Source organism: Flavobacterium sp., from assembly GCF_027484945.1.
In the GTDB taxonomy this organism is placed as follows: Bacteria; Bacteroidota; Bacteroidia; order Flavobacteriales; family Flavobacteriaceae; genus Flavobacterium.
The window spans coordinates 1-13733 of sequence record NZ_JAIXRZ010000032.1; the positions used below are offsets into that span (position 1 = coordinate 1).

At 38.5% G+C, this 13733-nt stretch carries 12 protein-coding genes and 1 tRNA gene; 4 read left to right on the top strand and 9 right to left on the bottom strand.

The genetic code is table 11. The annotated features are described in order from the left end of the window. Positions 1–31: 31 nt before the first annotated feature. The 4 genes from Q0039_RS05065 to Q0039_RS05080 all read right to left on the bottom strand — a co-directional run bounded on the left by Q0039_RS05065 (position 32) and on the right by Q0039_RS05080 (position 3155). Positions 32–118: transfer RNA gene (locus Q0039_RS05065), tRNA-Ser, on the bottom strand. A gap of 47 nt (positions 119–165) precedes the next feature. After that, positions 166–1194, bottom strand: a complete 1029-nt coding sequence (locus Q0039_RS05070) for an asparaginase (protein ID WP_297510071.1) — start codon at positions 1192–1194, stop codon at positions 166–168. Continuing rightward, entirely contained in the window at positions 1187–2320 is a 1134-nt protein-coding gene (locus tag Q0039_RS05075; protein WP_297510074.1) for a 1-acyl-sn-glycerol-3-phosphate acyltransferase, read from the bottom strand. Before Q0039_RS05075 ends, Q0039_RS05070 begins: the two co-directional genes overlap by 8 nt. 64 nt (positions 2321–2384) lie before the next feature. Further along, on the bottom strand, positions 2385–3155 hold the full coding sequence (locus Q0039_RS05080; RefSeq protein ID WP_297510077.1) for a TatD family hydrolase: 771 nt from the start codon (positions 3153–3155) through the stop codon (positions 2385–2387). A 94-nt stretch (positions 3156–3249) separates the two neighbouring features. Here Q0039_RS05080 and Q0039_RS05085 point away from each other — a divergent pair, with 94 nt between their 5' ends. After that, complete coding sequence (locus Q0039_RS05085; protein WP_297510079.1) at positions 3250–3954, top strand: hypothetical protein; 705 nt, start codon at positions 3250–3252, stop codon at positions 3952–3954. Continuing rightward, the gene (locus Q0039_RS05090) at positions 3951–4406 is read left to right on the top strand and encodes a retropepsin-like aspartic protease (protein ID WP_297510082.1); all 456 of its coding nucleotides are present in this window, start codon (positions 3951–3953) and stop codon (positions 4404–4406) included. Before Q0039_RS05085 ends, Q0039_RS05090 begins: the two co-directional genes overlap by 4 nt. Here the strand turns inward: Q0039_RS05090 and Q0039_RS05095 are convergent. From Q0039_RS05095 to Q0039_RS05115, 5 genes are all read right to left on the bottom strand, one after another. After that, positions 4374–5639, bottom strand: a complete 1266-nt coding sequence (locus Q0039_RS05095; protein WP_297510085.1) for a TCR/Tet family MFS transporter — start codon at positions 5637–5639, stop codon at positions 4374–4376. The genes Q0039_RS05090 and Q0039_RS05095 overlap by 33 nt on opposite strands. A gap of 254 nt (positions 5640–5893) precedes the next feature. Beyond that, complete coding sequence (odhB, locus tag Q0039_RS05100) at positions 5894–7108, bottom strand: 2-oxoglutarate dehydrogenase complex dihydrolipoyllysine-residue succinyltransferase (protein WP_297510088.1); 1215 nt, start codon at positions 7106–7108, stop codon at positions 5894–5896. 191 nt (positions 7109–7299) lie between these two features. Further along, positions 7300–10074 (bottom strand): 2-oxoglutarate dehydrogenase E1 component, encoded by a 2775-nt coding sequence (locus Q0039_RS05105; RefSeq protein ID WP_297510092.1) that lies wholly within the window; start codon positions 10072–10074, stop codon positions 7300–7302. A 202-nt stretch (positions 10075–10276) separates the two neighbouring features. After that, complete coding sequence (locus Q0039_RS05110) at positions 10277–10630, bottom strand: hypothetical protein (RefSeq protein WP_297510095.1); 354 nt, start codon at positions 10628–10630, stop codon at positions 10277–10279. Positions 10631–10633: 3 nt separating this feature from the next. Beyond that, positions 10634–11608 carry a polyprenyl synthetase family protein gene (locus Q0039_RS05115; protein ID WP_297510098.1) on the bottom strand — a complete coding sequence of 325 codons (975 nt, stop codon included), beginning with the start codon at positions 11606–11608 and terminating at the stop codon, positions 10634–10636. Between the two features lie 168 nt (positions 11609–11776). Here Q0039_RS05115 and Q0039_RS05120 point away from each other — a divergent pair, with 168 nt between their 5' ends. After that, complete coding sequence (locus tag Q0039_RS05120) at positions 11777–12370, top strand: TetR/AcrR family transcriptional regulator (RefSeq protein ID WP_297510101.1); 594 nt, start codon at positions 11777–11779, stop codon at positions 12368–12370. 11 nt (positions 12371–12381) lie between these two features. Further along, positions 12382–13722 carry a TolC family protein gene (locus tag Q0039_RS05125; RefSeq protein WP_297510104.1) on the top strand — a complete coding sequence of 447 codons (1341 nt, stop codon included), beginning with the start codon at positions 12382–12384 and terminating at the stop codon, positions 13720–13722. Positions 13723–13733: the final 11 nt, after the last annotated feature.

The following is a 13733-nucleotide window of genomic DNA, read 5'->3' on the forward strand; positions in this document are numbered from 1 at the left end:
AAGGGCAGGCCACCGGCCTGCCCTTGTCTTGCAGAGAGGAAGGGATTCGAACCCTCGATGCAGTTACCCACATACAAACTTTCCAGGCTTGCTCCTTCAACCACTCGGACACCTCTCTATTAAGGTCTGCAAATTTGATGCATTTTTCGGAATAATCAAAATGTTTTAAGAAATCATTTCCCCACGAATAGGGGTTTCGAAGATGGTTTTAAAAACTTTTGGCGCAACATTCTGGCCCAATAAATACATTAATTTAGTAACCGCAGCTTCTGTAGTAATATCCTTTCCAGAGATTACACCTATTTCCTTTAATAACGTACTTGTTTCATATTGTCCCATATTGACACTTCCTCCCGAGCACTGGGTTACATTAATAATGAACAACCCTTTTTCTATCGCTTTTTTTAAGATCTCGATAAACCAATCTTCAGTAGGAGCATTCCCAGCGCCGTATGTCTCTAAAACAATTCCACGTAAATTAAGTGTAGACAATAAGGCATTTAAAACCAACGCATTTATACCCGGAAACATTTTAATGATCACGACATTTGAATCTAATTCTTTATGAACCACCAAGGATTTCATTGTACTTGGTAATAACGAACTGGTATTTACATTCAAATGCACTCCTGATTCGGCTAAGGGCAAATAATTGGGCGAGGCAAAGGCATTAAAATGTTCGGCGTTTATCTTTGTTGTTCGGTTTCCTCGGTATAATTTATATTCAAAATACAGACAAACTTCCTGGATCACCGATTTTCCTTTTTGATGTAATGCAGCAATTTGAATCGCAGTAATCAAATTTTCTTTCGCATCAGTTCGAAAATCGCCTATAGGAAGTTGAGAGCCTGTAAAAACAACCGGTTTGGCAAGATTTTCTAGTAGGAAGCTAAGGGCCGAAGCAGAGTATGACATCGTATCTGAACCATGCAAAACCACAAAGCCATCATACATGCTATAATGCACTTCAATAATTTGAGCAATCTCCACCCAATTTTTAGGACTCATATTCGAAGAATCGATAGGTTGCTTGAATGAAATCGTCTCAATTTGACAATCCAATTGCTTAATTTCGGGTATTTTTTGAAGTAACTTTTTAAAATTGAATGCTTTAAGCGCTCCAGTTTTGGCATCTTTCATCATTCCGATGGTGCCTCCCGTATAAATCAAAAGAATTTTGGGTTGATTAGGCATGACGGTACTTCGATTGATTGATTACGGGATGGGCATACATTGCCAAAAAACTCTCGCGCATCATTTCATTATTCACATCAATACGCATTTCTAAACGACGTTCGAATAACGACTTTTCCGCTTCTGTATACTGATTTGCATAACTATTGGTTTGGTATAATAAATCATACGCAATATAATTCGTAGGCCATAATCTATACGATTGCAAAATTGAATCGTCTATGACTTGCGCTAGAGCTTGAATTTGTTTATTTGTGTTGTCATTATCAGCACAAATTTGGTCGATTTCTTCATCTAAAATCTTACCCACGTGCAAATGAATTCGTTTCTTTTGCCCAATAATTCCGCTTAATAAGGTAATGAAATCTTCATTTTTCTCTTTGATGTAGATTTCTTCGTTTGCTTCAGCCATCAATTGTGGCATTTTTAAAGCATCGGTAGGGTCGTATTCATAAGAGATAGAAACGGGAACAATTTTAATTTTTTTAAAGTAATGCATTACATTGTTTTCATCTGAACCCATCGCCAACATTTTTAAAACGCCGCTATGGGTTGCATCATTTCCATCTTTGGTGCGCCCTTCGCGCTGGGCAATCCATACGGAACGATTTTCGCGCAACAACAATTGAGCAATGTATTCCGACATGAGCTTCGAACTTTCCAAAAGCTCCCGGGGAGGTAATCCGCGTTGAACGACAAAATTACGGTTCAACTTGGACAGCGTTTTCAAGAAATCTTTTTTAACCAAATTATCTCCAATAGCCGAAGCAGTCATCACTAAACCATGGTCAAACAAACAAACATTCAAAATGGACGTATCCAAAATAATATCGCGGTGATTAGAAATAAATAGATAGGATGTATTGGGCTCTAAGTTCTCAAACCCTGAAGTGGTAAGACCATCTGAGCTTTTTTCCAACACTTTTTTTACCGCTTGGTATGCAAAATTGATTTGAAAATCACGTATCGAATGAGTTCGCCGTAGTTGTTCTTTCCAAACCTCCTCCTCCACTTGTGGATATGCAAAATTCATCAATGCTTTCATCATTGGATGATTGGAAACTGCTTGTAGCGCAGCATTGACTTCTGCATCGTAAAAAGGACGAATAGCGTCAAACTTTTGCATGTATTCGAGTTTGATTAGGATAACAAAAGAACAAAAAAATAATGACTTTTTGGGGTAATCGCTTTTATATTCCGAAGATATTTTTTGAATTATTGGTCGTTTTTGCCGCAATTTCCTCAACAGTGCAGCCGTAGACTTCGGCAAGTTTTTGGGCAACCAAAAGTGTGTAACTGCTTTCGTTTCGTTTCCCTCGATAAGGAACCGGAGCTAAATAGGGTGCATCCGTCTCTAAAACAATATGATCCAAATCAATTTGATTCAAATACTGATCTATTTTTCCATTTTTAAATGTTACAACACCTCCAATACCTAATTTCATTCCAAGTGCAATGGCGCGTTTTGCTTGATCAAAATCCCCAGTAAAACAATGGAAAATACCAAATAATTCTTTAGAATATTCGCTTTCTAAAACGGCGAACACTTCGTCAAAGGCATCGCGACAATGAATGTTAATGGGCAAGTTCATTGCTTTTGCCCATTTCATTTGCCTGCGAAAGGCTTCTTGTTGGATCGCCAAAGTTGTTTTGTCCCAATACAAATCAATCCCGATTTCACCCACAGCATAATACCGATGCGATTGCAACTGTTGGTATACCCATTCCAATTCTTGTTCAAATGAATCGGGTTTAACATAACACGGATGCAGTCCCATCATTAAAAAAACGTTCTCAGGGTATTGCGCTTCCAAGTCCAACATTTGTTGGGTATAGGATGAATCAATCGAAGGCACAAACAATCGATTTACACCCGCAGCAAATGCACGCTGCATCATCGCTTCACGTTCATTCCCAAATTCTTCAGAATACAAATGGGTGTGGGTGTCGGTTAGTATCATTTTATGCAAATTAATATAGCAAAGTTACTATCTTTACCTTTAATTAGCCCGATTTCAACTTATTTTCAATCAATTCTTTGGTATACTCAATGTAATGCGCATTTTAATTGTACTTCTCCTTTGGATTTCCTCATTATCACTTACTCCCAAAGAGTATTCCCAAGAAAAATCTACCAATAAGTATGTATGGGATTTTAATACCCTTGAGCAGTGGAAGGATGATTCACAGCAAACCAACGGGAAAAAAAATTACACCCTTTTGGATAATGGATGTCTAAAATTATTTACCCATCCAAAAACAACGGAACGTTCAAAAATAAAGTCCGTACAATCCTTTACTACGGGCACCTATACTTGGAAAATTTTTATCCCAGAAATCGGCAAAGGAGACAACACCAGTATTGGCGCATTCTTATATTTTGATGATACGCATGAATTGGATTTCGAAATTGGGTATGGTACAAAAGCGATTCGAAAAGCGATGCAGTTCCAGAGCGATGAGTTGCTGGTTATTATGACTTCCCAAGGTTTTCCTAATTGTTCTAAAAGAGTAAAAATTATTCGTAATCAGTGGTATGAATTTAGTCTAACGCTCAAAAAAGGATTGAATAACGAACTATTGGCGGTTTGGAAAATAAACCAGACCCCTAAATTTTCTACGGTTTTACACTATAAAAAAAAGATATCCTTTCCGATATATTGTAGTGTTGAAAACCTATCATTTATGGGTGATCATATGCCTAACCGGATGAACTATGCGCTTTTTGACTATGTTAAATTTGAATCCAATACCAAATGACATCATTAATCACGTTTTTTAAAAACACCAAATACAAGCGTATTTCCTTTTCCCTAAGTAAAACCCAGCACTTGTTGATTACTGCCAAAGTTAATGGAGTGAAAGGGCGTTTTATTTTAGATACAGGGGCCAGCAATAGCTGCATTGGAGTTGAAGGTGTCGAAAAATTTATGCTACAGACACTCCCTACGCACACCAAAGCAGCTGGAGCAGGAGCAATTGGGATGCCTACCGAACAATCGCTCCATAATGAACTGAAAATCGGTCGCTGGAAAAACAAAAATTTTGCTTTTGTAGTATTTGACCTTACCCATGTCAACACCGCTTTAAACCAATATAAAGTCAAACCCGTAGATGGTATAATTGGTGCCGATGTGTTATTGGCTGGTAATGCAATAATTGATTATGCTAACTATAGTTTATTCTTGCATTGCGAACGTTTTCTTTCGTAAAACTACAAACGAAACTATAGTACTTACCATCATTAAAATTCCACCCAAGATAAACGGGGCTCCAGCAAACTGAAACGGGGCTTCTTTATGGGTAAAGAAGTAAAAAAGTGAAGTCATCATCGGCGGACCCACAATGGCCGAAGCACTCATCAAACTCGATAATGTACCTTGGATTTCGCCTTGTTCATTGGCAGGCACTTTACTTGAAATAACCGATTGCATGGCGGGACCCGCAATTCCGCCCAAACAATACGGAATTAAAAACACAAAGAGCATCCAACTTTCGGTTGCAAAAGCAAACAAAAACATACCAAGGGTATACAACGCATTGCCCAAATAAATACTTCGCTCGTTACCCAATTTCGGATTAATCCATCGAATCAAGCCCCCTTGAACTAAACCAACTAAAAGTCCGATTACCCCCAGCGATATCCCTATCATTCGTTCTTGCCAACTAAATTTATACATGGTAAAGAAACTCCAATTGCTATGTACTGCATGGGAAGCGACATATAACAAAAACATCGAAAACACCAACGGAATCAACACGGGATACTTGCGTAAATTTAAAAATGCACCTATCGGATTGGCACGTTTTAGGCTAAAAGCTCGGCGATTTTCGGGAGCTAAGGATTCGGGCAAAATAAAGTAACCATATAGAAAATTCAACAAACATAATACCGCAGCGGCATAAAAAGGAACCCGGGAACCGTATGCACCTAAAAACCCACCAAGTACAGGACCAATAATAAATCCCAATCCAAAGGCAGCGCCAATCATTCCAAAGTTTTTCGCCCGATTTTCAGGCGTACTCACATCCGCAATGTAGGCCGAAGCCGTCGTAATGCTCGCCCCTGTTAATCCGGCAATAATACGCCCAATAAACAACCAAGTGATGGTAGGTGCAAAAGCCAACAACAAATAATCCATCGAAAAAGCAAAAAGCGACACTAAAATAATGGGGCGACGCCCAAATTTATCACTTAAATTTCCAACTAACGGTGCACAAACAAACTGCGTAATGGCATAGGCGAAAGTCAGCCAACCTCCAATTTTCGAGGCTTCACTAACATCGCCATTGATCAATTCTTGGATTAATTTTGGAATTACCGGAATGATAATTCCCCATCCCGTAATATCGATGAGCATGGTTATGAAAATAAATCCAATAGCGGCTGATTTTGTTTTTTGCATCATTTTTTGATTTTGGGCGTGCCCCCACCTAACGTTCATTGTTAATTTATCGCAAATTTTGGCGGTGGGGTCGCGCTATCCGCAGTATCTGCCTGCCTAACGTTGGGCAGGATACTTTGCTTCTATCGCTCACGCAACTGCAAAGAAAAGAAAATTAGAGTTATAAATAGTGTAGGGTAATACAAACCTTTGTGGGTTTAAATTGAAAGCTAATTTAATACGCATAAAAAATCCCAAACCTTTCCGTTTGGGATTTCCATCTATAGAGGCGCCTCATCAGAGGACGTTAAAAACTATAGTTCTAATGCTTTTCTGGGGTTATCTCCCATTAAGATGGTAGCGGGATTTTCTAGCGCTTCTTTAACAGCAACTAAGAAACCTACTGATTCGCGACCGTCGATAATACGGTGGTCATACGATAATGCAACATACATTACGGGTGCAATAACTATTTGTCCATCGCGCACAATAGGACGATCAACTACGTTGTGCATACCTAAAATACCCGATTGAGGTGGGTTTATAATGGGTGTACTTAACATACTTCCAAAAACACCCCCATTGGAAATGGTAAAGGTTCCTCCCGTCATTTCATCAACCGTAATTTGACCATCACGCGCGCGTAACGCCAAACGTTTGATTTCGGCTTCTACACCACGAAACGACAAGGTCTCAGCGTTTCGAACAACAGGAACCATTAATCCTTTAGGTCCAGAAACTGCAACCGAAATATCACAGAAATTATACGATACTTTCTCTTGACCGTCAATCATAGAGTTTACATCGGGATAAAGCTGAAGTGCTCGGGTTACCGCTTTGGTAAAGAATGACATAAAGCCCAATCCTAAACCGTGTTTATTTTTAAACTCTTCTTTAAATTGATCGCGCAATGCATAGATATTGGTCATATCGACTTCATTAAACGTAGTCAACATCGCTGTTTCATTTTTTGCCGCTACTAAACGCTCGGCAACTTTACGGCGTAACATTGACAATTTAGTACGTTCAGAACCACGGTTACCCCCCGTAGGTGTTCCCATTGAAGGCACAGCATTCATTGCGTCTTCTTTGGTAATTCGTCCTCCTTTACCTGTACCTACAATATCCGAAGGTTGTATATTCTTTTCTTCTAAAATTTTTCGTGCTGCAGGCGAAGGTGTTTGGGCCGCATATGTAGCTTCTGGAGCAGGAGCAGTTTTAGGAGCTTCGGCTACCGGTTTTGCTTCTACTTTTACGGGGGTAGCTACAGGTGCGCCTCCTTCTGGTTTGGCTGCTGCAGTATCAATAAGACAAACTACTGCACCAACAGCAACGGCGTCTCCTTCAGCAGCTTTTAAGGTGATAATTCCACTAGCCTCTGCCGGTAATTCCAACGTGGCTTTGTCTGAGTCAACCTCAGCAATCGCTTGGTCTTTCTCTACATAATCACCATCTTGAACTAACCATGTAGCGATTTCTACTTCTTTAATGGACTCCCCTGGAGAGGGAACCTTCATTTCTAAAATCATAGTTGTTTATATTTTAGTTTATTTTATTTCTTGTTTTTGATGATTTTATACCTGACAGCTAATGGCTATCCTTCTTATAATTTCAAATACCTGGTGAGGCTACTTTTATTTCTAAAATCAAATTCTATTTTATAATAGTTTCAACAATCACGTTTTAAGTTAACTTTAAACCTTAAACTTGAAGCAACGTATTATCTAAATAAGTTTTTATCAAATACCATTCGTATTGCATCGGCATGACGACGTCGATCACGGGTGTGACTTCCAGCAGCTGGAGCAGCATATGCTTTTAAGGAGGCCAAGCGCCAAGGTACAAGATCAAAATTCATTAACATATAGCCATAAGCACCCATGTTTTTCGGTTCCTCTTGCGCCCAAACATAATCATCGGCATTTGGATAGGATGCAATAATTGCTTTTAACTGCTCAACTGGTAACGGGAACAACTGTTCGATACGCACTAATGCAACATCATTGCGCCCTAAATTTTCACGTTCGACCAAGATATCGTAATAGAATTTACCTGTACAGAAAACTACTGTTTTTACATTTTTCTTATCCACAGATGAATCGTCGATAGTTTCTTGAAATTGTCCTTTAGCCAATTCGTCAACAGTTGAAACACAAAGCGGATGACGCAATAAACTCTTAGGAGAAAATACTACTAACGGTTTGCGAAATTTCGTTTTCATTTGACGGCGCAACAAGTGAAAAAAGTTGGCGGGTGTGGTACAATCAGCTACATACATATTATGTCGGGCGCATAATTGCAAATAGCGTTCCATACGAGCTGAAGAGTGTTCAGCACCCTGCCCTTCATAACCGTGCGGTAACAACATAACAATACCGTTTTGATTGTTCCATTTGTCTTCTCCACACGAAATATATTGGTCGATCATGATTTGAGCCCCGTTAGAAAAATCACCAAATTGGGCTTCCCAAATCGTTAACGCATTCGGATTAGCTAAAGCATAACCATAGTCAAATCCCAAAACACCATATTCAGAAAGAAACGAATTATAAATATGAAAGTTTCCTTTTTTCCCTTTCAGGGTATCGAGTAGAATCACTTCTTCCTCGCTGTCTTCTACTTTTACTACAGCATGACGGTGTGAAAAAGTCCCACGTTCAACATCTTGTCCAGAAACCCGAACATCATAACCCTCCATCAACAAGGTTCCGTATGCCAACGTTTCAGCAGTTCCCCAGTCCAAAGCATTGTTATCGTACATGGTTTTACGATCATTGACAATCTTTTGGATTTTGTTGATGAATTTTTTGTCGGAAGGTAACGTTGAAACGGTTTCAATAATTTGATCCAGTTTTTTACGGTCAAATTTTGTATCTACTTTTTTCAACATTTCATCATCAGAAACCTGAACGAATCCTTTCCACTCATCTTGCATAAAAGGTTTGATGATGGTTTTATCTTTTTTGCGCGATTCTTGGAGATTCTCATCCAATTTCGCTTTATAATCATTCTCAATTTTAGTCAAATAAGCTGCGTCTACAATGCCTTGCATAATCAACTTTTCAGCATAAATATCACGGGGATTTTTGTGTCGCGAAATAATTTTATAGAGAACAGGCTGAGTAAAACGTGGTTCGTCGCCTTCATTGTGCCCGTATTTACGGTACCCCAACAAATCGATAAATACATCGCGTTGGAATTGCATACGGAAATCTAACGCAAATAACATTGCATGAACCACTGCCTCGGTATCATCAGCATTGACATGCAATACAGGGGATAAAGTTACTTTGGCCACATCGGTACAATAGGTCGAGGACCGTGCATCGAGGTAATTGGTTGTGAATCCAACCTGATTATTAATGACAATATGGATAGTTCCTCCTGTTTTGTAACCGTCGAGTTGTGCCATTTGAACAATTTCATACACGATACCTTGACCCGCTACTGCAGCATCGCCATGAACAGCGATGGGTAATACTTTTGAAAAATTGTCTGGATAGTATTTATCTTGTTTCGCACGCGTAATCCCTTCAATTACAGCACCAACTGTTTCAAGATGGGAAGGATTCGGAGCCAAATTGATATTGATTTTTTTACCGTTTTTGGTTAAGCGCTCAGCTGTTAATCCCAAGTGGTATTTTACATCGCCATCAAAGTATTCTTTATCATAATCTTTTCCGTCAAATTCAGAGAAAATATCTTGTGTAGGCTTGTCAAAAATATTGGCCAAAACATTTAATCGTCCGCGGTGTGCCATCCCCATTATAAACTGTTCCACACCTTTATCTGCTGCGGCATCAATCACGGCATCTAGCGCAGCAATTAAACTTTCGCCTCCTTCTAATGAAAACCGTTTTTGACCTACGTATTTAGTGTGTAAGAAATTTTCAAACGAAACGGCTTCATTCAATTTCCCTAAGATGTGTTTTTTCGCTTCGGGTGTGAAATTCGGCAAATTATCGTTGTTGTTCAAACGGTCTTGAATCCATTGAATTACTTCAGGATTACGCATATACATGTACTCAATGCCGATATGTTGGCAATAGACATTTTTCAAATGCGCTATTATTTCTTTAAGTGAAGAAGGTTGATGACCCAACACTTTTGCCGCATCAAAAACCGTATCTAAATCGGATGCTGAAAGTCCAAAATTTTCAATAGCTAAAGTTGGGCTGTAGACGCGTCGTTCGCGTACGGGATTGGTTTCGGTAAACAGGTGCCCACGCGTGCGGTAGGCATCGATTAATTTAAGGACATTGAATTCTTTTTGTAATTTTTCAGAAGCTGCTGCATTTCCAGCATCACTATTGGCATAAACTACCAATTGCTCACCCGCATTAACTTGGTCGCTAAAATGTTCTAATGCAAAATCAAAACCTTGAAAAAACGCGCGCCAACTGGGCTCTACGCTGTCTGGACTAGCAAGATATTGTTCATATAAATCAGCAAAAAACTGGGTATGCGCTGCATTTAAAAAGGAAAACCTATCCATGATATTTTTAGGTATGTATACTTGTAATTCAAAAAATTAGTGCAAAAGTATAATATTTATGATAATCATTCAACGATTTTGGTACATTTATGTAGTACACTAAATCGATTTGCCGTGGTACAAAAGAAAGATACTGTCATTTTAACAAATTCTTTGCAAATACCCTTGCTTTGCGGTTGAATTTCGGCCGCGCGCGAATAGTTTAGTAATGGGCTCGAAACCACACTTTCATCCATTCACGACGGAGGATTAAATAAGAGAGCTGCTCGGCCAATTCTACGGTATCGGTTCCGTCCAACTGCTTGACATTTTCTTCAGGAACATCGATGATGTAAAGTAAATTTAAAAGTTCGGCATAATGATACTGAATCAATCGAAAAACCTTTTCGTGCAATTGAATTTTTAATTCTTCTGGAGTTGTATTGGGGTGAAAATCGACCGATTCGTTTGCAAAATTAAAGTCCTTATTCACTTGCTCGAGCAACTTTCCATACAACTGAATGGATTCGGCCTCTTTCAACAATTGATCGGTGGTAGCGGGTGCTTGAAACGACATAACCTAGACCTTGCGGTTCATTAATTTTTCGCCAAAACTGCGCAACATCATTTTTTTCTCTGCACTGATTTCCATTTGTTCTAAAGTTTCAAACGATTTAAATGTAAACGCTTTAATTGCTGCTTGAGTAGCTGCTGCTGCACCGGTTGTTCGAAACAACTCTTTAACCGAATTGATTTTATCCGTATTATCTAGCGGCTGAATAGAAAACAAATGGGCAAGTTGTTCTTTATCGGATGCCGATGCAAATTCCATTGCTTTTAAATACAAGTAGGTTTTTTTGTTTTCAATAATATCACCCCCAACCTGCTTTCCAAAAGTTAAAGGATCACCAAATGCATCCAAATAATCGTCTTGCAATTGGAAGGCTATACCAAGATTACACCCGAAATCATAAATTAAATTCGCATTTTCGGCTGAAGCCCCCGCCACGATAGCTCCCATTTTTAAGGCTGATCCAACGAGTACTGCCGTTTTGTATTCAATCATTTTCAAATATTCGTCCAACGTAACATTATCGCGGGTTTCAAAATCTACATCGTATTGCTGCCCTTCACAGACTTCGATCGCTGTTTTGCTAAATAGTTGGGCAAGTTCACGAAACGTTGCAGGTTCATATTCTTCAAAATACTGATAGGCTAAAATCAACATGGCATCACCCGATAATATTCCGGTATTTACATTCCATTTTTCATGAACGGTTTGATGTCCTCTGCGCAAGGGAGCGGCATCCATTATATCGTCATGGACTAAAGAAAAATTATGAAAAACCTCTACAGCTGTTGCTGCTGCTAATGCTTTTCTACAATCCCCATCAAACACCTCAGTAGCCATTAACGTTAGTACAGGCCGCATACGCTTCCCTCCTAATGCTAAAATATAACGAATAGGCTCGTAAAGATTTTTTGGTTCTTTAGTTAAGGAAAGCGATTCAAAATATTCGGTTATCAAATCTTGATAATAGGCTATCGACTGCATGTGGATTTTGATTAATTCCTACAAAATTAAGGAATTCCCCAACGAATCACTTTATAAAATGATGAAAAAGTCCATCGTTAAATTTCTGTTAAGAACGCGGAAACTTTTTTAGTATTGCTAGTTTCCAACTTACTTTTGTGCCGGAAAAATTTGGACGATCCATTCAAAATGAAAGAACAAATCATCAAAAAAGCAACCGATTTATTTTTGAAGTTAGGCTTCAAAAGTGTGACTATGGATGATATTGCTAGCTCGATGTGTATTTCCAAAAAAACCATTTACAAATACTTTACGACCAAAGAAGATCTTATTGAACAGGGGACAACATCGATTCATCAAAAAATAATCACGTTAATGAATTCGATCGTTTCTAAAAACTACAATGCTATCAAGGAAAATTTTGAAATGCGCAAAATGTTTAAAGAAATGTTTCAAACTTTTGACCATTCTCCCGCATATCAATTAAAAAAACATTACCCTGAGATTTATGACCAATTGATTAGTAATGCTATGGAAGAATGCCGTCACTTGTTTCGAAAAAATATTGAAAAAGGAATCGCAGAAGGTTTGTATCGAGACAATGTTGAAATTGATGCTGCTGTTCGCTTCTATTACACTTTAATCTTCGATATTAATGGCAATGTCATGTTGGAAAAAGAAGCTTATGAATTAGAAGCTAAAGCTTTAGAATACCATACCCGCGCCATTGCTACATTGGCTGGTATACAGGAATTAGAAAAACAAATCGCAATCTATAATTAATTATCAAACGTATGAGAAACCAATATCTCGCACTCCTCTTTTTGTTTCCGCTGGCATTGATTGCTCAAGTGCAACCGCAATCGTATGCTTTTTCTTTAAAAGAAGCCCTAGAACACGCAATTCAACACAACTATTCGGCACTTAACGCCAATCGCGATGTGGAAGCGGCCAAAAAGAAAAAATGGGAGACCACAACCATCGGGTTACCCCAAATTAGTGGTGGTGTGAATTATCAAGACAATTTTAGGCTACAAAAATCATTGATTCCTGCTGAATTTTTTGGGGGTCAACCGGGAGAATTCATTCCAGTAACTTTTGGCACCAAACACAATATGAATGCCGCTTTAACCCTAAGTCAATTGATTTTTGATGGCTCCTATTTGGTTGGCTTACAATCGGCTAAAACGTATTTAAAAATCTATGAAAATGCGAAAGTAAAAACCAACCAAGAATTACGTGAAATTGTAACCAACGCTTATGGAAATGTTTTATTGGCCGATGAAAGCATTCTAATTTTTGAACGCAATAAAGCGGCGCTAGAAAAAACGTTAAACGATACACGTGAAATCTATAAAAACGGATTTACGGAAGAAGAAAATGTCGAACAATTGCAAATCACACTTGCATCAATCAATAGTTCCCTTGAAAATGTAAAGCGGCAAAGAAGAATTGCATTAGACCTATTAAAATTGGTTTTAGGAATTAAACTTGAGGATCAATTGACCCTAAAAGACAAACTGGATTACCTAACCCAATCCAATATGGATTTGTCTATTTTAAAGGAAGCATTTGATCTAAAAAACAATATTGATTATCAAATTGGGAAAAACACCCTTACGAGTTCCGAGTTATTGTTAAAACTAGAAAAGAGTAAGGCACTTCCCTCCTTGGGAGCACAGGTCAATTTTGGTGCTAACTCTTTCGGCAACCAATTCACAATGTTTAATGCAAACCAACAATGGTTTAATTACTCCAATTTGGGGGTTGGATTAACGGTGCCCATTTTTAGTAGTTTAGGCCGTAGTGCGCGAACACAACAAGCTAAAATTGCAGTAGATCAATCCAAAACCCGTTTAACTGAAACCGAACAAAAGTTGCAACTTCAATTTGAAAAAACGAAAAGCGATTATGAATTTAGTTTGGAACAATTGGGCAGCTCAAAAAACAATTTAAAGTTGGCTGAACGTATCGAGTCGAAAAATCAAATAAAATTTAAAGAAGGCCTTACTTCTAGTTTCGACTTAACCGATGCGCAGCGTCAATTGTATTCGGCACAACAATCCTATTTGCAAGCCATGGTTGAGGTTATCACCAAACGTGCGGCATTGGAAAAATTACTCAGTAAAAACTAATCAATCTCCTT